This is a genomic window from Pseudomonas sp. Pmew2 (assembly GCF_058129885.1).
In genome coordinates this window covers 1489962-1513066 of sequence record NZ_CM176702.1, presented here as the reverse complement: position 1 = coordinate 1513066, position 23105 = coordinate 1489962, and the positions used below count along the sequence as shown (strand labels likewise).

The window sequence follows — 23105 nt, the reverse complement described above, 5'->3', positions numbered from 1 at the left end:
GCGCAGGTATTACACAGTCAAAGGCTTAGTTGATCTGGCCGTGACAGTGTTTGAATTTCTTGCCCGAACCACACCAGCACAGCTCGTTGCGACCCAGCTTCTGGTCGTTGCGAACCGGCTCGGATGCGACGGCCACAGGCGCTTCGCCACCCTCTTCATCCGGCAGCGGCTGGTCGATGCCCGGCGCAGGAGCGTGTTCGAACTGCATACGACTGGCCAGTTCTTCGGCTTCCTGACGCAGGCGCGCCTCTTCTTCCTCTGGATCTTCGCGACGAACCTGAACATGCGAAAGCACACGGATGGTGTCGCGCTTGATCGAATCCAGCAGCTCCTGAAACAGCGTGAAGGACTCGCGCTTGTATTCCTGCTTCGGGTTCTTCTGAGCGTAGCCGCGCAGGTGGATACCGTGACGCAGGTGGTCCATGGTCGACAGGTGATCTTTCCACAGGTCGTCCAGCACGCGCAGGAGGATCTGCTTCTCGAAGGAACGCAGGGCTTCGGCGCTGGCCTGGTCTTCCTTCTCGTTGTACGCCACCAGCAACTGCGCCATGATTTTTTCGCGCAGGCTGTCTTCGTGCAGGTTGTCGTCTTCGTCCAGCCACTGCTTGACGGGCAGTTTGACGGCAAAGTCGGTGTTCAGCGCGGCTTCCAGACCGGCAACGTTCCACTGCTCCGGCAGGGATTGCGGCGGAATATGCTGACTGATGAGATTGTTGAGCACTTCCTCACGGAAGTCAGCGATGGTCTCACCAATGTTCTCGGCAGCCAGCAGCGTGTTACGCATGTGATAGATCACTTTGCGCTGCTCGTTGGCCACGTCATCGAACTCGAGCAATTGCTTGCGGATGTCGAAGTTGCGACCTTCCACTTTGCGCTGCGCTTTTTCGATGGCGTTGGTCACCATGCGGTGCTCGATAGCCTCACCGGACTGCATGCCCAGCGCCTTCATGAAATTCTTCACGCGGTCCGAGGCGAAGATACGCATCAGGCTGTCTTCGAGCGACAGGTAGAAACGGCTGGAACCGGTGTCACCCTGGCGGCCGGCACGGCCACGCAGCTGGTTGTCGATACGGCGCGATTCGTGGCGCTCGGAGGCAATAACGTGCAAGCCACCCGCTTCGATCACCTGCTGATGGCGTTTCTGCCAGTCAGCCTTGATCTGTGCGATCTGCTCAGGGGTCGGATCTTCCAGATTGGCGACCTCTACTTCCCAGTTACCGCCCAACAGGATGTCGGTACCGCGACCCGCCATGTTGGTAGCAATGGTCAAAGCACCCGGACGACCGGCCTGCGCGATGATTTCTGCTTCTTTTTCGTGGAACTTGGCGTTCAGAACCTTGTGATCGATGCCTTCCTGCTTGAGCAGGTTGGACATGTGTTCGGAGGTTTCGATGGTCGCCGTACCTACCAGCACCGGACGGTTCTCTGCAATGCAGGCCTTGATGTCGGTAACGATGGCTGCGTACTTCTCTTCCGCCGTCAGATAGACAAGGTCGTTGAAGTCTTTACGCGCCAACGGCTTGTTCGGCGGGATGACCATGACGGCCAGGTTGTAGATCTGGTGGAATTCGAACGCTTCGGTGTCAGCCGTACCGGTCATGCCGGACAGTTTGTTGTACAGACGGAAGTAGTTCTGGAACGTGGTCGATGCCAGGGTCTGGCTTTCGGCCTGAATGTTCAGGTTTTCCTTGGCTTCGATGGCCTGATGCAGGCCCTCGGACAAGCGACGGCCCGGCATGGTGCGGCCGGTATGCTCGTCGACCAGCAGAACCTGGCCGTCTGCAACGATGTACTCGACGTTGCGGTTGAACAGTTTGTGCGCACGCAGACCGGCATAAACGTGAGTCAGCAGGCCCAGGTTGTGCGCCGAGTACAGGCTCTCGCCTTCAGCCAGCAAACCGACTTCGGTGAGCATTTCCTCGATGAACTGGTGACCGGCTTCGTTCAGCTCAACCTGACGGGTTTTCTCGTCAACGGTGAAGTGGCCCGGTTTGGTGACTTCGCCTTCCACTTCCTCGATATGCTGCTCGAGCTTGGGGATCAGGCGGTTGATTTCGGTGTACAGCTTGGAGCTGTCTTCGGCCTGACCAGAGATGATCAGCGGCGTACGCGCTTCGTCGATCAGAATCGAGTCGACTTCGTCGATTACGGCGAAATTGAGTTCGCGCTGGAACTTGTCGTCCATGCTGAACGCCATGTTGTCGCGCAGGTAATCGAAACCGTATTCGTTGTTGGTGCCGTAAGTGATATCGGCAGCGTAGGCGGCGCGCTTCTCTTCCGGCGGCTGGAATGGCGTGACAATGCCTACGGTCAGGCCGAGGAATTCGTACAGCGGACGCATCCAGTTGGCATCGCGGCGAGCGAGGTAATCGTTCACGGTAACCACGTGAACGCCCTTGCCGGACAATGCGTTGAGGTAGACAGCCAGCGTACCGACCAGGGTTTTACCTTCACCGGTACGCATTTCCGCGATCTGACCTTCGTGCAGGGTCATACCGCCGATCAACTGAACGTCGAAGTGGCGCATGCCCATGACACGCTTGCCCGCTTCACGAGCGACAGCAAAGGCTTCAGGGAGCAATTGATCGAGGGTCTCGCCTTTGGCTATGCGGGCCTTGAACTCTTCGGTCTTGGCGCGCAGTTGCTCGTCCGAAAGGGCCACCATTTGCTCTTCGAAGGCATTGACGATCTGTACCGTCTTGAGCATGCGTTTTACTTCACGCTCGTTCTTGCTTCCAAAAAGTTTTTTCAACAAAGGCGCAAACATATCGACAGGATCTTCCACACATAGGAATGGAGGGCGGCCCCGTGAGTCGCCCGTGCAGCCCAGATGGCCGCATGCGAACGAGCATTCTACCCGGAAACGATGGTGAGGAAAGTGGCGTTATTCCACGATGCTGGCACAGCGCTGTGACGGGGCAGGTTTACAATGGGGCCATTTTCAAGCACTTCAACCCGTTATCCGGGGAAGTTACTCATTGATTTGCATATGAAAGCACGGAAATGCCCTGAAAAGCAGCCGTCAGAACGCTTTCTGTTAAGATGTTCATCTTGTTACCCAGGCATCCCTCCATGGCCTTTCGTCCTCTGAACGCCCGCCCGCCCGCGGTTTTGCTGCGTGAAGCCAAGCCCCTGAAGGCTATATTTCGTCACGCCGAGCGACTCAGCCACTTGCAGCGCCTGCTCGAAAGCCAGCTGCAACCAGCGGCCCGGGAGCATTGTCGCGTGGCATCGTGGCGCGAAGGTACCTTGTTGCTGATCGTGACAGACGGTCACTGGGCCACGCGCCTGCGCTACCAGCAGAAACGCCTGCACCGGCAAATGATGGCCTTCGACGAATTCATCAACCTGACCCGCATTGTGTTCAAGGTGCAGCCGCCTGAAGCGCCACGCGGAGCTGCCACGCACACCATCGACCTGTCTTCGATTGCCGCCGAGAACATTCAGGCCACCGCCGATGGCATCACTGATCCCAAGCTGCGGGCAGCACTTGAGCGGCTTGCCAGCCATGCCAAGGACAAGAAATAACGTCTGAGTGATTTTCGCCAGATCCTCTGCGCAACTGGCTTTGCCCAATGAAGCCGATAAAAAAAGGCCACCCGAGGGCAGCCTTTAAAGAACAAAAGGAAAGAGAGTAAAGCTTGCCTACACGGCCGCGACAGGGCGCATGTAGGAAATAGGTGCCGTACTGGCATCCTCGAAAGTCACCACTTCCCAAGCGTCTTTCTGCTCGATCAACGTGCGCAGGAGACGATTGTTCAGTGCATGCCCCGATTTGAAGCCACGGAACTCACCGATCAGGCTATTGCCCAGCAGGTAAAGGTCACCGATGGCGTCGAGGATTTTGTGTTTGACGAATTCGTCCTCGTAACGCAGGCCGTCTTCGTTCAGTACGCCGTCCTTGTCGACCACGATGGCGTTTTCCACACTGCCGCCGAGTGCGAGGTTGTGCTTGCGCAGGTACTCGATGTCACTCATGAACCCGAAGGTCCGGGCACGGCTGACTTCCTTCACGAAGGAAGTGCTGGAAAAGTCCACGCTTGCACTCTGGGTGCGATCACGGAAGACGGGGTGATCGAAATCGATCTCGAAACTGACCTTGAACCCTTCGAAAGGCACGAAAGTAGCGCGTTTACCGCCCTCCTCCACTGTGACTTCACGCAGGATGCGGATGAATTTCTTCGGCGCGTCCTGTTCTTCCAGGCCAGCCGATTGAATCAGGAATACGAAAGGGCCTGCGCTGCCGTCCATGATAGGAACTTCGGAGGCAGAGAGCTCGACGTAGGCGTTATCGATGCCAAGGCCAGCCATGGCCGAGAGCAGGTGTTCTACCGTGTCAACTTTGACATCACCATTGACCAGAGTGGTCGACAGAGTGGTGTCGCCGACGTTTTCCGCACGCGCAGGGATCTGCACGACGGGGTCAAGGTCAGCTCGGCAAAACACAATGCCGGTATTCACAGGTGCGGGCTTGAGGGTCAGGTAAACCTTCTCCCCGGAGTGCAGGCCTACACCTGTGGCACGGATAATATTTTTCAGGGTGCGTTGTTTAATCATGGCATGGGCCGCTTCAGCGCAAGTTGCGAACTGGTATCAACAAAGGCTGGCGATGATAGCAGACCATGCCTTTGCTGAACACCAATCACCCTAATACCCCTGATACATTTCATCAATCGGCCTGACGACGCAGGAAAGCCGGGATATCCAGGTAATCCAGATCATCGTTAGGGTTCATCTTCGCCGCTGCCGTAGCGCCTGCGTGTGCCTGATTGCGCATCACGGTAGGACGGTCCAGATCGCGGTAGTTGACAGAAGGTGCTTCCTGGCGCGACGCCTGCTGGGCAGGAGCCTGCTGGGTGGTCTGCAGCGTGTTGTCGATGACCTTGACCGGCTTCTCGATTTTCGCGCCCAGGCCGGTGGCAACCACAGTCACGTGCAACTCGTCACGCATGTCCGGATCGATAACCGTACCGACCTTGACCATCGCGTGCTCGGAAGCGAACGCTTCGATGATGCTACCCACGTCCGAGTACTCACCCAGCGACAGGTCAGGACCGGCAGTGATGTTGACCAGGATGCCGCGAGCGCCCTGCAGGTTGACGTCTTCGAGCAACGGGTTGCGAATGGCCGCTTCGGTGGCTTCACGCGCACGGTTAGGACCGCTGGCGCAGCCAGTACCCATCATCGCCATGCCCATTTCGCTCATCACGGTGCGGACGTCGGCGAAGTCGACGTTGATCATGCCCGGACGCTTGATGATGTCGGAGATACCGCGAACGGCACCGGCCAGTACATCGTCAGCCTTGGCGAAAGCCGACAGCAGGCTGGCGTCCTTGCCCAGGATGGTCAGCAGCTTCTCGTTGGGGATGGTGATCAACGAGTCGACGCTTTCGGACAGCATGCGGATGCCTTCATCGGCGATCTGCATACGCTTGCGACCTTCGAACGGGAACGGACGGGTCACGACTGCGACCGTCAGAATGCCCATTTCCTTGGCCACTTCAGCAATGATCGGTGCTGCACCGGTACCGGTACCGCCGCCCATGCCAGTGGTGATGAAAACCATGTTGGTGCCCTGCAGAACTTCTGCAATGCGCTCACGATCTTCCAGTGCGGCCTGACGACCGACTTCAGGGTTGGCGCCAGCGCCAAGGCCCTTGGTCACGCCGGTGCCCAGCTGCAGAATGGTCCGCGCGCCGATGTTTTTCAGCGCCTGAGCATCGGTGTTGGCGCAGATGAATTCCACGCCTTCGATGTTGCTCTTGACCATGTGATTGACAGCGTTTCCGCCACCACCGCCTACACCGATAACTTTGATAACCGGGCTTTGCGGGACGTTGTCTACGAGTTCGAACATTTCTCTCTCCTTCCGCTTTCTAGTTAGTTTTGCCTACTGCCTGCCGATATTGCTTTTGAAGCCCTGAATCTGAAGCTGTGAAACTTTTAAACGTTGAAACTTAGAAATTGCCCTGCACCCAACGCTTGATACGCTCAAGCACCGGTGCCTTGGTTTCGTCGCTGTAACTGCTGTTGCCGACCATCCCGGACAGCGAAATGCCGTCCGACTGTTTTTGCAGCCCGTACATCAACAGGCCTACGCCGGTCGAGTAGATCGGGTTGCGCACGACATCAGCGAGCCCTTTGACGCTGTGCGGCACGCCAAGGCGCACCGGCATGTGGAAGATTTCCTCGGCCAGTTCGACCGCACCTTCCATTTTCGCTGTGCCCCCGGTCAGCACGATGCCAGCCGGGATCAGGTCTTCGTAACCGCTGCGGCGCAGCTCGGCCTGGATCAGGGTGAACAGCTCGTCGTAACGAGGCTCTACCACTTCGGCCAGGGCCTGACGCGACAGCTCGCGAGGTGGACGGTCGCCCACACTCGGTACTTTGATGGTTTCACCGGCACCGGCCAGTTTGGCCAGGGCGCAGGCGTAGCGAATCTTGATTTCTTCGGCGTACTGGGTCGGGGTACGCAACGCCATGGCGATGTCGTTGGTGACCTGATCGCCCGCAATCGGGATAACCGCCGTGTGACGAATGGCGCCTTCGGTGAAGATCGCGATGTCGGTCGTACCGCCACCGATATCCACCAGGCACACGCCCAGCTCTTTCTCGTCATCGGTCAGTACGGAATACGCCGACGCCAGTTGTTCAAGAATGATGTCGTCGACTTCCAGACCGCAGCGACGCACGCACTTCTCGATGTTCTGCGCGGCATTCACTGCGCAGGTCACGACGTGAACCTTGGCTTCCAGACGTACACCGGACATGCCCAAAGGCTCACGCACGCCTTCCTGGTTATCGATCACGTAATCCTGAGGGAGGGTGTGCAGCACGCGCTGGTCGGCAGGAATGGCCACCGCCTGAGCAGCATCGAGCACACGCTCCAGGTCCGCAGAACTGACTTCGCGATCACGAATCGCCACGATGCCGTGCGAGTTCAGGCTGCGAATATGGCTGCCTGCAACGCCGACAAATGCCGAGTGAATACGGCAACCCGCCATCAGCTGCGCTTCTTCGATTGCGCGCTGGATCGACTGCACGGTCGACTCGATATTCACTACCACGCCCTTCTTCAGGCCGCGGGAGGGATGGGTACCGATACCCACGATTTCCAGCGAGCCATCGGCCGCGACTTCGCCTACCAGTGCCACCACCTTGGAGGTACCGATATCCAGCCCGACGATCATTTTGCCGCTTTGCACGTTTGCCATGGTCCTGCCTCTTATCAATTCTTCGCGACGGCGGGTTTGTCCGTCGTTGCCGCTGCCTGTTCGCGCCAACCGACCGCAAGGCCGTTGGAGTAACGCAAGTCGACGCGCGCGATATTCGTGATTTGTTCTTTCAGCGTTTTGTCGTAAATCGCGATGAAACGGCGCATTTTTTCGACGAGGTGGTCGCGTCCAAGCAACAATTCGATTCCCGGGCCAGCACTACCGGCGCCTGTCGTCAGGAACCAGCTGCCGCGCTCGCGCAGCTCCAGGCGCACGATGGAGAAGCCCAGCGGGCGCAACATCTGACTCAACACCTGATACTGCTGCATCACCTGCTGCTGGGCCCGCTGCGGGCCAAACAACTGGGGAAGATGTTCGTAATTGGACAGTTCACGCGGCGTGAAAGCCTGCCCCTGGTTATTCAACAGCGCTTCATCACCCCAACGGGCAACCGGCAACTGCTCCTCAAGACGAATCACAACCTGATCCGGCCATACACGACGAACTTCGGCGTGGGCGATCCAGGGCATCTGCTCAAGCTCGGTGCGCATGCCGGTCAGATCGATCTTGAAAAAGCTCGACGCCACATAAGGCGCAATCCGCTGTTGCACAGCCTGCTGGCTGATGTAACTCAAATCGCCCTGCACATTGATGCGGGTAATCGGACGGTCGGCGTACGGCAGCAGACGTTGCGCTGCCTCATAAGTGCCGAAGCCCAGAACCACCAGCAACACAGGCCAGAGCAAACGCTTCAGAAAACTGAAGTTGGCCTTGGGCAGGCGCGCCGACAAGGGCTCCTTGGCCACCATACGGCTGGCGCCGCGCGGCACCGGCTTGTTGCGGCTGGGAGCAGGTGGCTGAGGACGTGTCGACGCGCCGTACATGCCTTACCCTCTCGCCTGAACACTGTCGGCCAGAATCGCCAACACCAGTTGTTGAAAATCCAGACCTGCAGCACGCGCAGCCATTGGCACCAGACTGTGATCGGTCATGCCGGGCACGGTATTCACTTCCAGTAACCAGAACTTGCCTTGTGCGTCCTGCATGACATCCGTGCGCGCCCACCCTGCAATACCGATGGCGTCGCAAGCGCGTGCTGCAAGTTGTTTGAGTTCCTGTTCCTGCGCATCGCCAAGCCCGCAAGGGATCCGGTACTGAGTATCGGACGCCAGGTACTTGGCATCGTAATCATAAAAACTGTGAGGAGTGCCCAGGCCAATGGGAGGCAACACCTGGCCACGCAGAAACGCCACAGTGAACTCAGGTCCCTGAATCCACTGTTCGACTAATACTTGCGAATCGTAGGTACTGGCGGCTTTCCAGGCGGCGATCAATTCATCGACGCTGTTCACCTTTGCCATACCGATACTTGAACCTTCATGGGCCGGTTTGACGATCAAAGGGAAGCCCAGTTCCGTCGCTGCGCAAATACAATCGCTCTCGTTTCCAAGAACAGCATGCAAGGGCGTTGCAAGGCCGAGACTCTGCCAGACCTGCTTGGTGCGCAACTTGTCCATCGCCAGCGCGGAAGCCAGTACACCACTGCCGGTATAAGGGATTTCCAGGCATTCCAACAGGCCTTGCATGCTGCCGTCTTCGCCGCCTCGCCCGTGCAGAACAATGAAGGCACGGTCGATCTTTTCACTGACCAGTCGCTGCAGGAAGTCATCGCCCACATCAATGCCGAACGCATCCACGCCAGCATCGAGCAGTGCCTTGAGCACGGCATTACCCGAGTTCAGGGAGACTGCACGCTCGGCACTCTTGCCACCAAAGAGCACGGCGACACGGCCGAAGCTTTTCGGCTCGAGTGTCGAGCGCAGGGACGGCTGGGCGACGGCTGTCATTTCAGCTTCCCTTCGGTGGGGGCCACTTTGGCACCGGCGAACAGTGGGCTTTTCAGCAGCTGTGGCGCAAGACCAGCGATGTCGCCAGCGCCCTGACACAACAGGATGTCGCCGGCACGCAACAGCGGCTTGACCAGCGGCGCCAGCTCGACACCACGCTCGATGTAGATCGGGTCCAGCTGGCCACGCTGACGAATGCTGTGGCACAGGTTGCGGCTGTCCGCACCAGGAATCGGTTCTTCACCGGCCGGGTAGACTTCCATCAGCAGCAGCACATTGGCGTCTGCCAGCACCTGGACGAAATCGTCGTACAGGTCACGGGTGCGGCTGAAACGGTGTGGCTGGTAAACCATCACCAGACGACGGTCAGGCCAGCCGCCACGCACAGCGTTGATAACGGCAGCGACTTCGCGCGGATGGTGACCGTAGTCATCGACCAGCATCACGTTGCCGCCGTCAACCGGCAGCTCGCCGTAGACCTGGAAGCGCCGACCGACGCCCTGGAACCCGGAAAGGCCCTGAACGATGGCCTCGTCGCTGACGCCCTCGTCGGTGGCGATAGCGATGGTCGCCAGCGAGTTGAGTACGTTGTGATTGCCGGGCATGTTCACCGACACATCCAGCGGCTCGCGGTCGCGGCGCAGTACGGTGAAGAATGTCAGCATGCCGTCCTGACGCACATTGATTGCACGTATATCGGCAGACTCGCTGAAGCCATAGGTCAGCGTCGGACGCTTGACCAGCGGCAGAATTTCACGCACCACCGGATCGTCGATGCACATCACCGCCAGCCCGTAGAACGGCAGGTTGTGCAGGAACTCGACAAAGGTCTTCTTCAGTTTGTTGAAGTCGCCTTCGTAGGTCGCCATGTGATCGGCGTCGATATTGGTGACCACAGCGACCAGAGGCTGCAGGTGCAGGAAGCTGGCGTCGCTCTCATCGGCTTCGGCGATCAGGTAGCGGCTGGTGCCCAGCTGCGCATTGGTGCCCGCCGCGTTGAGACGGCCGCCAATCACGAAGGTCGGGTCCAGGCCGCCGGCAGCGAATACCGAAGCGATCAGGCTGGTGGTGGTGGTCTTGCCGTGCGTACCGGCAACAGCGATGCCGTGGCGATAACGCATCAGCTCGGCGAGCATCTCGGCACGCGGTACGACCGGAATGCGGCGCTCCAGCGCGGTGGCCACTTCCGGGTTGGAGGTGTTGACGGCACTGGACACTACCAGCACGTCGGCACCGATGGTGTTCTCGGCACGATGGCCGATAAAAATCTGTGCGCCGAACGATTCCAGGCGCTCGGTCACGGCCGAGCCCTTCAGGTCGGAGCCCGAGACTTCGTAACCCAGGTTCAACAACACCTCGGCGATCCCGCACATGCCGACACCGCCGATACCGACGAAGTGGACACGACGGATACGGCGCATTTCAGGTTGTGGCATGGCGCGTTGATTCTCAACCATGGGCCACCTCCACGCAGACGTTGACGACGGTGTTGGTTGCATCAGGCTTGGCCAGGCTACGTGCAGTGCGGGCCATGCTGTTCAATTGTTCGGGTTGCATCAAAACCTCTTTCAGGCGTGCTGCCATCTCGGCGGCGCCAGTTATCGCTTGCGGCATGACGAAGGCTGCGCCTTCGCGAGCCAGATAGTCAGCGTTACGTGACTGATGGTCATCAATCGCGTGGGGCAGCGGTATCAGCAACGACGGCAGACCGGCGGCGGCCAGTTCGCTGATGGTCAATGCGCCTGCGCGGCAGACCACCAGATCGGCCCAGCTATAGGCTTGGGCCATGTTCTGGATGAACGGCGCAACCTGCGCCTCGACGCCCACGTTGCGATAACGCTCGGCGGTGACTGCGTCGTGATTCTTGCCCGACTGATGAAACACTTCGGGCTGGATGTCCTGAGGCAACCGGGCCAGCGCCTCAGGCAGCAATTTGTTCAACGGCTCCGCGCCCAGGCTGCCGCCCAGTACCAGCAGACGAGCCTTGCGTCCGGCCAGCGCCTGACGCGGTGTTTCCAGAAACAGTTCGACACGCACCGGGTTGCCGGTGGTGCGGCGTTTGGACGAGGCCGCAAAGGTGTTCGGGAACGCCTCGCACACGCGGCTGGCGAACGACGCCAGGCTGCGATTGGCTGTACCGGCGACGGCATTCTGCTCGTGAATGATCAAAGGTACGCCTGCCAGCTTCGCCGCCAGACCGCCAGGGCCGGTGACGTAGCCACCGAAGCCAACCACGCAGACCGGCTTCACCTGACGCACAACCTTGCGCGCCTGCATCAGGGCCTTGAGCAACATGAAAGGCGCCTTGAGCAGCGACAGCCGGCCTTTGCCACGCAGCCCGGTGACATTGATCAGGTGCAACGTCAGACCGGCCTGCGGGACCAGTTCGTTTTCGATTCCGCGTGGAGTGCCCAGCCAGTGGACCTTGTAGCCACGTGCCTGAAACTCGCGCGCACAAGCCAGCGCCGGGAATACATGCCCGCCGGTGCCGCCAGCCATGATCAGCACATTAGCGTCCATGGGGCGTCTCCTCGGCGAAGTCGCTTTCCTTGAACTCGGCTTCTTCACTGCCCATGTTGTTGCGCGATTCCCACTCGATGCGCAGCAGCAGGCCAAGACTCGCGCAGCAGATCACCAGCGAGCTGCCGCCGTAGCTGAGGAATGGCAGAGTCAGACCCTTGGTCGGCAGCAGACCGACGTTCACACCGATGTTGATCAGGAACTGGCCGATCCACAGGAACGATAGACCGTAGGCCACATAGGCACCGAAGAACTGCTTGGCACGCTCGGCCCACATACCTATGTACATACCGCGAATACTGACAAACAGAAACAGTGCGACGGTGATCAGCGAACCCACCACGCCCAGCTCTTCTGCAAGCACCGAGAACACGAAGTCGGTGTGCGCTTCCGGCAGATAGAACTGCTTCTGCACGCTGTTGCCCAGCCCGACACCGAACCACTCGCCACGACCGAAGGCGATCAGCGCCTGGGTCAATTGATAACCGGAACCGAACTGGTCAGCCCACGGGTCGGTAAAGTTGGTAAGACGCGCCATCCGGTAGGGCTGGGCCTGGACCAGAACAACGACCGACGCCACAGCCAGAACCACCATCAGCGAGAAGCGGAACAGACCGACACCACCGAGAAACAGCATGGCTGCGGCCGAGCCCATCATTACCACGGTCGCACCGAAGTCAGGCTCCATGAGCAGCAGACCTGCCATCGGCAAAAGCACAATGAACGGCTTGAAAAAGCCCATCCAGCTTTCGCGAACTTCCTGCTGCTGACGAATCAGATAGCCCGCAAGAAAGATCACCACAAACACCTTGGCGATTTCCGACGGCTGCACGTTGAACGCGCCGAAGCCGATCCAGCGCATCGAACCGTTTACCTCGCGCCCGATTCCCGGCACCAGTACCAGCAGCAACAGGCCGAACGCGCCAAGCAGCATCATCCAGCCCAGGCGTTGCCAGGTGGCGACCGGAATCATCATGGTCACGCCGCAGGCACCCAGACCGATCAGCAGATAAACCAGGTGACGGGTCATCATGTACAGCGTGTTGCCCGACTGAACTGCAGCAACTTCCGACGAGGCGGAAGTAATCATTACCAGCCCAAGGCCCAGCAGCGCCAGGCAGCCGACCAGCATCGGGAAGTCGAGGTCAATGCCGCGCCCGCTGATCAGTGGCGATGGATAAGGCTTGATCACACCGAAGATCATGACAAGCACTCCACTGCCTGCGCGAACACACGTCCGCGCTCTTCATAATTCTTGAACATGTCCAGGCTGGCGCATGCAGGCGAAAGCAATACCGCATCGCCCCGCTGCGCCAGCTTTGCACTGTGCTCGACAGCAGCCTGGACGGTGTCGACACGCACCAGAGGAACGGCATCACCCAATGCCTGGGCAATCAGCTCGGCGTCGCGGCCCAGTAACACCGCAGCGCGGCAATGCTCAGCGACTGGCGCACGCAATGCGCTGAAGTCAGCGCCTTTGCCATCGCCGCCAGCGATCAGCACCAGCTTGCCGTCGATATCCGAACCCAGACCTTCGATGGCAGCCAGTGCGGCACCGACGTTGGTGGCCTTGGAGTCGTTGTAGTAATGAACGCCGCCATGCTCACGCAGCCACTGGCAGCGATGCTCCAGGCCGGTGAATTCGCGCAGGCTTGCAAGCATCGCATCGGACGGCAGGCCAACCGCATGCCCAAGCGCCAATGCAGCAAGGGCGTTGGCCTGATTGTGAGCACCACGAACTTTCAGCTCACGTACCGGCATCAGGTTTTCGAACTGGAACGCCAGGTATTTTTCGCCGTTTTCTTCACGCAGACCAAAGCCGTGGAAATCAGGCTTGTTGAGACCAAACGTCCAGCAAGGCAGGCCTTCACCGATCAGCGGACGTGACAGCGCATCCTGACGATTGACCACCACTTGCCGCGCGCCACGGAAAATCCGGTGCTTGGCCAGGTGATAAGCCGGCAGGCCGCTGTAGCGGTCCATATGGTCTTCGCTGATGTTCAGCACGGTTGCCACTTCAGCATTGAGCTGGTCGGTGGTTTCGAGCTGAAAGCTGGACAGCTCCATTACGTACAGTTCGACATCGTCGCTGAGCAGGTCCAGCGCCGGAGTACCGAGGTTGCCCCCGACCGCAACGCGTTTGCCTGCAGCGACGGCCATTTCACCCACCAGCGTTGTCACGGTGCTTTTCGCATTCGAACCGGTGATGGCGATGACCGGTGCCTTCGCGTAACGCGCGAACAGCTCGATGTCACCGGACAGCTTGACGCCACGCGCGTGCGCCTGCTGGAGGGCCGGTGTGGCCAGCGCCAGACCGGGGCTGACATACAACTCGTCGGCACGGCAGAGGAAATCCACGTCCAGCTCGCCACAACGCACTTCCACCTGCGGATAGTCACGACGCAAGGTCGCCAGCTCAGGAGGATTCTCCCGCGTGTCGGCCACGGCAAAGGACACGCCCCGGTTCGCCAGGAAGCGAACCAGGGACATGCCACTTTTGCCAAGCCCCACAACAATGCGGAAGCGGTCGGAGACGATCAGGGACACTCGTTCTACCTCAGTTTCAGTGTGGCAAGGCCAATGAGCACCAGAATCACGGTGATGATCCAGAAACGGACGATCACGCGTGGCTCGGGCCAGCCTTTGAGTTCAAAGTGGTGGTGAATCGGCGCCATGCGGAACACGCGGCGACCGGTGAGTTTGAAAGACGCAACCTGAATGACCACTGAAAGGGTTTCCATCACGAACACGCCGCCCATGATGAACAGGACAATTTCCTGACGCACGATCACAGCCATGGTGCCCAGCGCAGCGCCCAGCGCCAGCGCACCGACGTCACCCATGAACACCTGAGCCGGATAGGTGTTGAACCAGAGAAAACCCAGTCCCGCGCCAATCAGTGCACCAGAGAAGACAATCAGCTCACCTGCCCCCGGTACGTAGGGAATCAGCAGGTATTCAGCAAACTTCACGTTACCCGACAGGTAGCAAAATATGCCCAGCGCACCGCCCACCATCACCGTCGGCATGATCGCCAGACCGTCCAGGCCGTCAGTCAGGTTGACTGCGTTGCTGGAGCCGACGATCACGAAATAGGTCAGCACGATGAAACCGATACCCAACGGAATGCGCACATCCTTGAGCATCGGCACGATCAGCGTGGTTTCGGTAGCCGACGGTGCAGTCGTATAAAGGAAGATCGCTGCACAGAGGCCGAATACCGACTGCCAGAAATACTTCCAGCGGCTCGGCAGGCCACGCGAGTTCTTTTCGATCACTTTGCGGTAGTCATCGACCCAGCCGATGGCCCCGAACAGCAGTGTCACCAGCAACACAACCCAAACGTAACGATTGCTCAGGTCAGCCCACAACAGCGTACTGATGCCAATGGACGAGAGGATCAGCGCGCCGCCCATGGTCGGCGTACCCGATTTGGACAAGTGCGACTGCGGACCGTCGTTGCGGACAGACTGGCCGATCTGGCGCATCTGCAAGGTACGAATCATCCAGGGGCCCAGGCACAGCGACAGTGTCAGCGCAGTGAGCACACCAAGGATCCCGCGCAAGGACAGGTACTGAAAGACCGCGAAGCCTTTGTAGAACTGTTGTAAGAACTCGGCCAACAGCAGCAGCATTAATGTTTCTCCAGGCTAGAACCGCACAAGGCAGCCACGACGTTTTCCATCGCAGCGCTACGCGAGCCCTTGATCAGTAAAGTGGTATTAGGGTCCTGCTCGGCGCCCAGCGCCGCGATCAGCTCTGCCTGACTGGCAAAGTGGTACGCATGTTCACCAAAGGCGCTGACGGCATGAGTCATCAACGGGCCGACGGCATACAGCGCCGAGACCTTGCCAGCGGCATAGGCCCCTACGTCGCGATGGCCTTGTTCGGCCCACTCGCCCAGCTCGCCGATATCGCCCAGCACCAGCACGGTACGACCGGTAAAACCGGTAAGGATGTCGACGGCTGCGTTGATCGAGGCAGGGTTGGCGTTATAGGTGTCATCAATGACGCGCGTGCCGTTGCTGGCGATTTGCACAACCGCACGGCCCTTGACCGGCTGCACGTTGTTCAAGCCCGCGACAATGCCTTCCAGCGTCACGCCCAGTGCGCAGGCTGCAGCCGCGGCCGCCAGGGCGTTGGTCACGTTAAGCGCGCCCAACAGATTCAACTGAACCTGGGCGACGCCGAGCGGGCTGTTGATGGTGAAGCCCGGGCAGCCGCGGGCATCATTACTAAGGTCGCTGGCGTGCAGATCCGCCGCAGGGTCAGCCAGTGCGAAGGTCAGAATGTTGCGATTGCCGGCACGCTTGCGCCAGACAGGGAAAGCCTTGTCCTCCAGATTCAGCACCGCGGTGCCGCTGGCATTGAGTCCTTCCAGAATCTCGCCCTTGGCCTCGACAATTTTGTCCGGCCCGCCAAACTCGCCGACATGGGCGGTTCCAGCGTTGGTAATGATGGCAACGTGTGGCTTGGTCAGGCTCACGGTGAAGGCAATTTCGCCCACCCGCGATGCGCCCAGTTCGATGACCGCCGCACTGTGCTCGGGAGCCAGCTCCAGTAACGTCAATGGCACGCCCAGCTCGTTGTTCAGATTGCCACGAGTGGCCAGCACAGTGCCGCGCGTACGCAGGATGCTCGCGAGCATTTCCTTGACCGTGGTCTTGCCGCTGGAACCGGTCATCGCTGCAACCGGCTTGTCGATGAACGCATTGCGGTTCATTGCGCCCAATTGCGCGAGCGCCTTGCGGGTATCGAGCACGACCAGTTGCGGCAGGCTTGCGCCCTGCACTTCGCGCTCGACCAGAGCACCGACCGCACCTTTGGCAGCCACCTGCTCAAGGTACTCATGGCCGTCGAAGCGCGGCCCGGTCAGGGCCACGAACAGCTGGCCCGGCTGGATACCACGGCTGTCGGTGCTCACACCGTCAAAGCTGCAGTCGCCAGCGACCAGACGGGCGTCAAGTGGCACGACCAGTTCGCTGAATGTCATTGACTTAATCATTCGCAGGCCCCCACGCAGCAAGCGCCTTGGCAGCTTCTTGCAGGTCAGAGAACGGATGGCGCTGACCGTCGATCTCCTGATAATCCTCATGCCCTTTACCGGCCAGGACTACGACATCATCGGCATTGGCGCTGGCGATCAACTCGGCAATGGCCTGGCCGCGACCTTCGATGAAGCGCACCTTGTCAGCAGCAGCGAAGCCAGGGCGGATATCGTCAAAAATAATGGCTGGCGATTCGGAGCGCGGGTTGTCGTCGGTGACCCACACACCGTCGGCCAGGCGTTCGACCACTTCAGCCATCAGCGAACGCTTGCCGCGATCACGATCACCGCCGCAGCCGAACAGGCACAACAGGCGGCCTTTGGCGTGCGGGCGCAGTGCCTCGAGGACTTTTTCCAGCGCATCCGGAGTATGCGCGTAGTCGACGACCACCAGCGGCTTGTCGGCACCGCCCAGACGTTGCATGCGCCCGACCGGGCCTTCGAGTTTCGGCAACACCTTGAGAATTTCGTCCAGCGCGTAATCCAGGCCCAGCAAAGCGCCGACCGCAGACAGCACGTTGCTCAGGTTGAAGCGACCCAGCAGGCTGCTGCGCAGGAAGTGCTCGCCCTGAGGCGTGACCAGCGTAGCGCGCACGCCATCGTCATCGAATTTCGCATCGCGGCAATACAGGTAGGCCGAGCTGTCCAGCTGGCTATAGGTGATCAACCGCGACTCTTGCTTGATACCGGCCAGTTCACGACCGAAAGCATCATCCAGATTGATTACCCGGCATTTCAGGTTGGACCACGCAAACAGCTTGGCCTTGGCGGCAGCGTACGCTTCCATGGTGCCGTGATAATCCAGATGATCACGGGACAGATTGGTCAGCACCGCCACATCAAACGCCAGCGCCGTCGCCCGCCCTTGATCCAGCCCATGAGACGACACTTCCATTGCCACTGCGCGCGCACCGGCCTTTTTCAGGTCGGTCAGCGTCGCCTGAACGGCTATCGGGTCGGGCGTGGTATGACGGCCGCTTTGCAACGCGCCGTAGAAGCCTGTGCCCAGCGTGCCGACGATGCCGCAGTGCTGACCCAGTGCATCAAGCGCCTGGGCAACCAGTTGAGTGACGCTGGTCTTGCCGTTGGTGCCGGTAACGCCTACCAGATTCAGGCTGCGGCTCGGATCGCCGTAGAAGCGGCCGGCAATATCGGACAACTGCGCGGCGAGCCCCTTGACCGGGATCAGCGGCACGTCGGTGATCGGCAGAACGGTCGAGCCTTCTACTTCGTAAGCCACAGCCGCAGCGCCACGCTTGAGCGCGTCGGCAATATGCGCACGGCCATCGACCTTGATACCCGGCACGGCCAGAAACAGATCACCCGGACGGACATTGCGGCTGTCGAGAGTCAACTCGCGAATCAAGGGGTCGCGATCGGTGTGAGCGAAAATCTTGCTCAGATTAAAGGCCATCAACCACGCCCTCCTTTGGCTGCCGGTGCTGCATTGACTTGTTCCGGTGGGGCAAGGTTGTCAGGCGTGACGTTCATCAGACGCAACGTACCGGACATGACCTTGCTGAATACCGGAGCCGAAACCAGACCACCGTAGTAACCGCCCTTGCTCGGCTCGTCGATGACCACGACGATGGCATAACGTGGGTTACTCATCGGGCCGAAACCGGCGAACAGGGAACGATAGGAGTTCTCTGCGTAGCCCTTGGTGCCGATGGACGTCTTACGCGCCGTACCACTCTTGCCGCCGACGTGATAGGACGGCACACGGGCGCGATACACACCGCGCGGGTCTTCGATAACCTGCTGCAACATGCCCTGCAAAGTCTTGGCGGTTTTCTCGGGAATGGCCTGGGTCGATTCCGGCTCTTTATCCGTTTTCAAAATGGTCAGTGGCACGATGCGGCCGTTATTGGCCAGCGCGCCATAGGCGTGTACCAATTGCAAAGCGGTAACTGACAGACCGTAGCCATAGGACAGCGTGGCGGTCTCGGCCTTGCGCCACTCGCGATAGTTGGGCAGGTTGCCAACGCGCTCGCCAGGGAAGCCGAGGCCGGTGTACTGACCAAAACCAACGCGTTGCATGGCACGGAAGATCGCTTCGCCGCCCACATCGAACGCGACCTTGCTCATGCCAACGTTACTGGAGTTGATCAGGATGCCGGTCAGATCGAGGATCGGGCCCTCGGTCTTGGTCACGTCACGAATCGTGTACTTACCGATCTGCAGTGTGCCTGGATAAACCTCGACCTTATCGGTGGGCTTCCAGCGGCCACTGTCCAGCGCTGCAGTCATGGAGATCGGTTTCATGGTCGAGCCCGGCTCGAACACGTCAATGATTGCCCGGTTGCGCATGGCAGCAGGCACCATAGTGCGGCGATTGTTCGGGTTATAGGTCGGCTGATTGACCATCGCCAGAACTTCACCGGTCTTGACGTCCATGATCACCATGCTGCCTGCCTTGGCCTCGTTTTCCACGATGGCGTTGCGCAGTTCACGGGTTGCCAGGTATTGCAGACGCAGGTCAATAGACAAAGCCAAGGTCTTTCCGGCCTTGGCATTCTTGCTCACCTGAACATCCTTGATCAGTCGGCCGCGCCGGTCCTTGATAACCTGACGCTTGCCGGGCACTCCCGCAAGCCAGTCGTCATAAGCCAACTCGACACCTTCGCGACCGTGGTCATCAAGGTCGGTAAAACCAACCATGTGCGCGGTAACATCCCCTGCCGGGTAGAAACGGCGGAATTCTTCGATGCCGTAAACGCCAGGGACTTTCAGATCCAGTGCTGCCTGGCCCTGCTCCGGCGTCATGCCACGAACAAGGTAGATAAATTCCTTGGTGGATTGCGATTCCAGGCGATCAGTCAACGCTTTCAGATCCTGCCCGGTAGCCGCTGCGAGCATCGGCCACTTGGACTTGTCCTGCTGCATTTCGCGCGGGTTGGCCCACAGCGTCGTCACCGGAGTACTCACGGCAAGCGGCTCGCCGTTGCGGTCGGTGATCAGGCCACGGTGAGCCGGAATCGGGATATGCCGCAGGCTGCGGGCATCGCCCTGCTCCTTGAGAAAGGTGTGGTCGATAACCTGCAGGTCAACGATGCGCCAGCAAATGGCGAGCACAAGGGACACCAGCAGCCCCACGACCACGCGAAAACGCCACGGATAAAGCGCGCCTTCAAGTTTCATCATGGCGCCACCATCCGCACTTCGGCAGCGCTTGGAATGCGCATTTTCAGCTGTTCGGTGGCCAGATTCTCGATGCGGCTGTGTGCAGTCCAGGTGCTCTGCTCAAGGATCAGCCGGCCCCACTCTGCCTGCGCCTTGTCGCGCACGCTCATTTCCGAGTACAGCGAGTTGAGCAGTTGACGATTCCAATGTGCGCTATAGGAAACGCCAATCGCTGAAATCAGGACAGCAATGAACAGCAGCAGCATAATGAAGCTGCCGCCGGGCAAAGGTTTCAGAAACAGACGGCTCACCTGAGCTTCTCCGCTACGCGCATGACAGCGCTGCGCGAACGCGGGTTGGCTTTGGTTTCGGTATCCGAGGCGAATTGAGCCTTGCCGTGAATTTTGATTTTCGGTTCGAACGGTTTGAACTGGATCGGCAGATTGCGTGGCATGTTGTCGGCTTCGCCCTTGGCGAGCTTGCGCATGAACAATTTGACGATACGGTCTTCCAGCGAGTGAAAACTGATGACGACGAGGCGACCACCGACTTCAAGGGCATCCAGTGCGGCTTCAAGACCGGCTTCCAGATCACCCAGCTCGTTGTTCACGTGAATACGCAGCCCTTGAAAGGCTCGCGTTGCAGGATTCTTGCCCTTCTCCCAGGCAGGGTTGGCGACCTTGAGCACTTCTGCCAGATCAGCGGTACGCTCGAAAGGCTGGACTTCACGGCGCGCGACGACGGCATTAGCCATGCGCTTGGCAAACCGCTCTTCGCCGTATTCCTTGAATACGCGGGCAATTTCTTCAGCGGGTGCAGTCGCGATGAACTCGGCAGCGCTCACGCCACGGGTTGGGTCCATGCGCATGTCCAGCGGGCCGTCGTTCATGAAACTGAAGCCGCGCTCGGGGTCATCCAGCTGCGGGGACGAAACGCCCAGATCCAGCAGAATACCGCTGACCTTGCCCGCCAAACCGCGTTCCTGAGCCTCGGATCCCAATTCGGCAAAGCTGCGCTGCACAATGACAAAGCGGCCGTCTTCGGCCGCTAGCGCTTGCCCTGTGGCAATCGCTTGAGGGTCCTTGTCGAACCCAAGAAGCCGACCATCAGGGCCAAGCTGGCTCAATATCAGACGACTATGCCCGCCACGTCCGAACGTGCCGTCCAGATAGCAGCCATCGGCACGCACCGCGAGAGCCTCCACGGCTTCTTCAAGCAGCACGGTGATGTGGGTAAAGCCGCTGTTCATAGTCACAGGATCAAATCACGTAATTCGTCGGGCATAGCGCCAGGTTTTTGAATGGCAGCCAGGTCAGCATCAGCAAGAGCGTTCCAGGCGTCCTCGTCCCACAGTTGAAACTTGTTGAGCTGGCCCACCAGCATTACGCGCTTATCCAGCCTGGCGTATTCGCGCAAGCGTGGCGGCACCAGAAAACGCCCGCTGCCATCGAGTTCCAGATCGACAGCATTACCAATCAAAAGCCTTTGCAGACGACGGTTCTCTTCACGAAACGTCGCCAGATCACGAAGTTTTGCCTCTATCAGCTCCCATTCGGAAAGCGGGTACAGGCAAAGACAGGGATCAACGGCATCAATGGTCACGATAAGTTGCCCGGCACTACGCGAATCCAACTCGTCACGGTACCGGCTCGGCATAGCGAGACGGCCCTTGGCATCGAGATTGATCGCGTTGGCACCACGGAACACAGGCGCATTCTCCGAATTTTAGCTTTTTGCGCTGAAAAAACCCACTTCGTGCCACTTTCTGCCACTTGTGCACACTATAGGAACGCGCCCACCACACCGTCAAGGCACGGTCTTAAGGAAAACCCTTACATTTCGGAGATTTAGGAGAGGCATTGGGTATAAAAGGGTAATTTTACGAACGATCTGACAGATAAATCCCACACAACTCAAATCGTTGCGATTCAAAGTTAATGTGATTTATGAGCTGTAAGATTTTTTTGGTATTACGAGAGGGTTTTGCTGCTTGAAACGAAGGGTGAGAAAAAAGGTGGAGAGTCGATCTGTAAGCCGGGTTCTGTCGAGAACAGTCATTCCTCTACGACGGCCATCACTGGACGTCTTTAGCAACCTACCCGGTTCCAGCGCGGGCCACGCCTAGGAACCCTATTTGGTCTTGCTCCGAGTGGGGTTTACCTTGCCACGAACTGTTACCAGACGTGCGGTGCGCTCTTACCGCACCTTTTCACCCTTACCGGCACCGAAGTGCTTAGGCGGTTATTTTCTGTGGCACTTTCCGTAGGCTCACGCCTCCCAGGCGTTACCTGGCACTCCGCCCTATGGAGCCCGGACTTTCCTCCCCCCCCTGTTGCGGAACAACAAGAGGCAGCGACTGTCCAATCGACTCTCCGCCGCCAAGGTTAGCGGCACATGCCTTCAAGAACAAGCTTTAATAGCACGTGGGGCGCACTTGTCCCCGTTACCCCCCCCTTTAAAGGCAACCCATCATTCCTTCTGTTTCTCCAGTGCCACCTGATAAAGCAGGTTCTTGCGCACGCCGGTTATTTCGGCTGCCAAGGTTGCGGCGCGCTTGAGAGGCATCTCTGCAAGCAGTAAATCCAGTATGCGGCGCGCCTCCTCACCAATGACATCCTCGTCCTCGGGTGGCGTCCAGCCGGCTATCAGCACCACGCATTCGCCACGCTGCTGATTACTGTCAGCCTCGACAAAAGCCCGCAGCTCACCCAAAGGCAGACCCTTGAGCGTTTCAAAGGTTTTGGTTATTTCACGTGCCAGCAAGGCCTGACGGTCGGCACCGAAGACTTGCTCCATGTCTTGCAGACACTCAAGAATCCGGTGCGGCGCTTCATAATAAATAAGCGTGCGCGGCTCTTCCTTTACTCGCTCAAGCTTTGCCTTGCGCCCTGCAGCCTTGGCGGGAAGAAAGCCCTCGAAAATGAATCGGTCCGAAGGCAGCCCGGCCGCAGAAAGAGCGGCGATCAGGGCGCAAGCGCCCGGCACGGGCACAACCGGTACACCTACAGCACGCGCCTGACGTACAAGGTGATAACCGGGATCAGAAATCAGCGGCGTGCCCGCGTCGGAAATCAGCGCCACATCATCGCCAGCCAGCAGACGCGTTATGAACCGACTACCCTCATCACGTTCGTTATGCTCGTGACAGGCGGCCAACGGAGTGGATATCCCGAAGTGCTGCATCAGCCGTGCAGAATGGCGCGTGTCTTCAGCCGCAATCAGCGCGACTTCACGCAACACCTTCAATGCCCGCACGCTCATGTCGTCCAGATTGCCGATAGGAGTCGCCACTACATAAAGCGAGCCCGGAGTGGAATTCGAAACAACCGGAACAGTCAAAACGCAAACCTCACA

19 protein-coding genes and 1 other RNA gene are annotated in these 23105 nt (G+C 59.1%); 1 reads left to right on the top strand and 19 read right to left on the bottom strand.

Features of this window, described 5'->3' with window-relative positions:
- Positions 1-25: 25 nt before the first annotated feature.
- Entirely contained in the window at positions 26-2767 is a 2742-nt protein-coding gene (gene secA, locus AC4ANK_RS06965; protein WP_002555038.1) for a preprotein translocase subunit SecA, read from the bottom strand.
- A 305-nt stretch (positions 2768-3072) separates the two neighbouring features.
- On the opposite strand from secA, the gene AC4ANK_RS06960 reads away from it, so the two are divergent.
- Entirely contained in the window at positions 3073-3528 is a 456-nt protein-coding gene (locus AC4ANK_RS06960) for a DUF721 domain-containing protein (RefSeq protein WP_002555039.1), read from the top strand.
- Positions 3529-3645: 117 nt separating this feature from the next.
- Here the strand turns inward: AC4ANK_RS06960 and lpxC are convergent, their stop codons facing one another.
- From lpxC to rsmI, 18 genes are all read right to left on the bottom strand, one after another.
- The gene (gene lpxC / locus AC4ANK_RS06955; protein WP_002555040.1) at positions 3646-4557 is read right to left on the bottom strand and encodes a UDP-3-O-acyl-N-acetylglucosamine deacetylase; all 912 of its coding nucleotides are present in this window, start codon (positions 4555-4557) and stop codon (positions 3646-3648) included.
- A 112-nt stretch (positions 4558-4669) separates the two neighbouring features.
- Positions 4670-5857 (bottom strand): cell division protein FtsZ, encoded by a 1188-nt coding sequence (gene ftsZ / locus AC4ANK_RS06950; protein WP_002555041.1) that lies wholly within the window; start codon positions 5855-5857, stop codon positions 4670-4672.
- Between the two features lie 100 nt (positions 5858-5957).
- Positions 5958-7214, bottom strand: coding sequence for a cell division protein FtsA (ftsA, locus tag AC4ANK_RS06945; protein ID WP_002555042.1), 1257 nt, complete (start codon positions 7212-7214; stop codon positions 5958-5960).
- 14 nt (positions 7215-7228) lie between these two features.
- On the bottom strand, positions 7229-8098 hold the full coding sequence (locus AC4ANK_RS06940) for a cell division protein FtsQ/DivIB (protein WP_460383304.1): 870 nt from the start codon (positions 8096-8098) through the stop codon (positions 7229-7231).
- Positions 8099-8101: 3 nt separating this feature from the next.
- On the bottom strand, positions 8102-9061 hold the full coding sequence (locus tag AC4ANK_RS06935) for a D-alanine--D-alanine ligase (protein WP_460383306.1): 960 nt from the start codon (positions 9059-9061) through the stop codon (positions 8102-8104).
- Positions 9058-10518, bottom strand: a complete 1461-nt coding sequence (gene murC / locus AC4ANK_RS06930; RefSeq protein ID WP_002555045.1) for a UDP-N-acetylmuramate--L-alanine ligase — start codon at positions 10516-10518, stop codon at positions 9058-9060. The genes AC4ANK_RS06935 and murC overlap by 4 nt, the downstream gene beginning before the upstream one ends.
- Complete coding sequence (murG, locus tag AC4ANK_RS06925; RefSeq protein WP_002555046.1) at positions 10511-11581, bottom strand: undecaprenyldiphospho-muramoylpentapeptide beta-N-acetylglucosaminyltransferase; 1071 nt, start codon at positions 11579-11581, stop codon at positions 10511-10513. Before murG ends, murC begins: the two co-directional genes overlap by 8 nt.
- Positions 11571-12785, bottom strand: coding sequence for a putative lipid II flippase FtsW (gene ftsW / locus AC4ANK_RS06920; protein ID WP_002555047.1), 1215 nt, complete (start codon positions 12783-12785; stop codon positions 11571-11573). The genes murG and ftsW overlap by 11 nt, the downstream gene beginning before the upstream one ends.
- Entirely contained in the window at positions 12782-14128 is a 1347-nt protein-coding gene (murD, locus tag AC4ANK_RS06915; protein ID WP_002555048.1) for a UDP-N-acetylmuramoyl-L-alanine--D-glutamate ligase, read from the bottom strand. Before murD ends, ftsW begins: the two co-directional genes overlap by 4 nt.
- Positions 14129-14133: 5 nt before the next feature.
- Entirely contained in the window at positions 14134-15216 is a 1083-nt protein-coding gene (mraY, locus tag AC4ANK_RS06910; protein ID WP_002555049.1) for a phospho-N-acetylmuramoyl-pentapeptide-transferase, read from the bottom strand.
- The gene (locus tag AC4ANK_RS06905; protein WP_002555050.1) at positions 15216-16586 is read right to left on the bottom strand and encodes a UDP-N-acetylmuramoyl-tripeptide--D-alanyl-D-alanine ligase; all 1371 of its coding nucleotides are present in this window, start codon (positions 16584-16586) and stop codon (positions 15216-15218) included. The genes mraY and AC4ANK_RS06905 overlap by 1 nt, the downstream gene beginning before the upstream one ends.
- Positions 16579-18042 carry a UDP-N-acetylmuramoyl-L-alanyl-D-glutamate--2,6-diaminopimelate ligase gene (locus tag AC4ANK_RS06900; RefSeq protein ID WP_002555051.1) on the bottom strand — a complete coding sequence of 488 codons (1464 nt, stop codon included), beginning with the start codon at positions 18040-18042 and terminating at the stop codon, positions 16579-16581. Before AC4ANK_RS06900 ends, AC4ANK_RS06905 begins: the two co-directional genes overlap by 8 nt.
- Positions 18042-19772: a peptidoglycan D,D-transpeptidase FtsI family protein gene (locus AC4ANK_RS06895; RefSeq protein ID WP_002555052.1), complete on the bottom strand. Its 1731-nt coding sequence runs from the start codon at positions 19770-19772 to the stop codon at positions 18042-18044. Before AC4ANK_RS06895 ends, AC4ANK_RS06900 begins: the two co-directional genes overlap by 1 nt.
- Positions 19769-20062 carry a cell division protein FtsL gene (ftsL, locus tag AC4ANK_RS06890; RefSeq protein WP_002555053.1) on the bottom strand — a complete coding sequence of 98 codons (294 nt, stop codon included), beginning with the start codon at positions 20060-20062 and terminating at the stop codon, positions 19769-19771. The genes AC4ANK_RS06895 and ftsL overlap by 4 nt, the downstream gene beginning before the upstream one ends.
- Positions 20059-21000 carry a 16S rRNA (cytosine(1402)-N(4))-methyltransferase RsmH gene (gene rsmH, locus AC4ANK_RS06885; RefSeq protein WP_002555054.1) on the bottom strand — a complete coding sequence of 314 codons (942 nt, stop codon included), beginning with the start codon at positions 20998-21000 and terminating at the stop codon, positions 20059-20061. Before rsmH ends, ftsL begins: the two co-directional genes overlap by 4 nt.
- A 2-nt stretch (positions 21001-21002) precedes the next feature.
- The gene (gene mraZ, locus AC4ANK_RS06880) at positions 21003-21458 is read right to left on the bottom strand and encodes a division/cell wall cluster transcriptional repressor MraZ (protein ID WP_002555055.1); all 456 of its coding nucleotides are present in this window, start codon (positions 21456-21458) and stop codon (positions 21003-21005) included.
- A 307-nt stretch (positions 21459-21765) separates the two neighbouring features.
- Positions 21766-22123, bottom strand: an RNA gene (rnpB, locus tag AC4ANK_RS06875) — RNase P RNA component class A.
- A 97-nt stretch (positions 22124-22220) separates the two neighbouring features.
- On the bottom strand, positions 22221-23090 hold the full coding sequence (rsmI, locus tag AC4ANK_RS06870) for a 16S rRNA (cytidine(1402)-2'-O)-methyltransferase (RefSeq protein ID WP_002555056.1): 870 nt from the start codon (positions 23088-23090) through the stop codon (positions 22221-22223).
- Positions 23091-23105: the final 15 nt, after the last annotated feature.

Excerpts from the sequence above, each read along its gene's own strand:
- secA (WP_002555038.1), bottom strand. The coding sequence starts at position 2,767 with ATGTTTGCGCCTTTGTTGAAAAAACTTTTTGGAAGCAAGAACGAGCGT.
- AC4ANK_RS06960 (WP_002555039.1), top strand. The coding sequence starts at position 3,073 with ATGGCCTTTCGTCCTCTGAACGCCCGCCCGCCCGCGGTTTTGCTGCGT.
- lpxC (WP_002555040.1), bottom strand. The coding sequence starts at position 4,557 with ATGATTAAACAACGCACCCTGAAAAATATTATCCGTGCCACAGGTGTA.
- ftsZ (WP_002555041.1), bottom strand. The coding sequence starts at position 5,857 with ATGTTCGAACTCGTAGACAACGTCCCGCAAAGCCCGGTTATCAAAGTT.
- ftsA (WP_002555042.1), bottom strand. The coding sequence starts at position 7,214 with ATGGCAAACGTGCAAAGCGGCAAAATGATCGTCGGGCTGGATATCGGT.
- AC4ANK_RS06940 (WP_460383304.1), bottom strand. The coding sequence starts at position 8,098 with ATGTACGGCGCGTCGACACGTCCTCAGCCACCTGCTCCCAGCCGCAAC.
- AC4ANK_RS06935 (WP_460383306.1), bottom strand. The coding sequence starts at position 9,061 with ATGACAGCCGTCGCCCAGCCGTCCCTGCGCTCGACACTCGAGCCGAAA.
- murC (WP_002555045.1), bottom strand. The coding sequence starts at position 10,518 with ATGGTTGAGAATCAACGCGCCATGCCACAACCTGAAATGCGCCGTATC.
- murG (WP_002555046.1), bottom strand. The coding sequence starts at position 11,581 with ATGGACGCTAATGTGCTGATCATGGCTGGCGGCACCGGCGGGCATGTA.
- ftsW (WP_002555047.1), bottom strand. The coding sequence starts at position 12,785 with ATGATCTTCGGTGTGATCAAGCCTTATCCATCGCCACTGATCAGCGGG.
- mraY (WP_002555049.1), bottom strand. The coding sequence starts at position 15,216 with ATGCTGCTGCTGTTGGCCGAGTTCTTACAACAGTTCTACAAAGGCTTC.
- AC4ANK_RS06905 (WP_002555050.1), bottom strand. The coding sequence starts at position 16,586 with ATGATTAAGTCAATGACATTCAGCGAACTGGTCGTGCCACTTGACGCC.
- AC4ANK_RS06900 (WP_002555051.1), bottom strand. The coding sequence starts at position 18,042 with ATGGCCTTTAATCTGAGCAAGATTTTCGCTCACACCGATCGCGACCCC.
- AC4ANK_RS06895 (WP_002555052.1), bottom strand. The coding sequence starts at position 19,772 with ATGATGAAACTTGAAGGCGCGCTTTATCCGTGGCGTTTTCGCGTGGTC.
- rsmH (WP_002555054.1), bottom strand. The coding sequence starts at position 21,000 with ATGAACAGCGGCTTTACCCACATCACCGTGCTGCTTGAAGAAGCCGTG.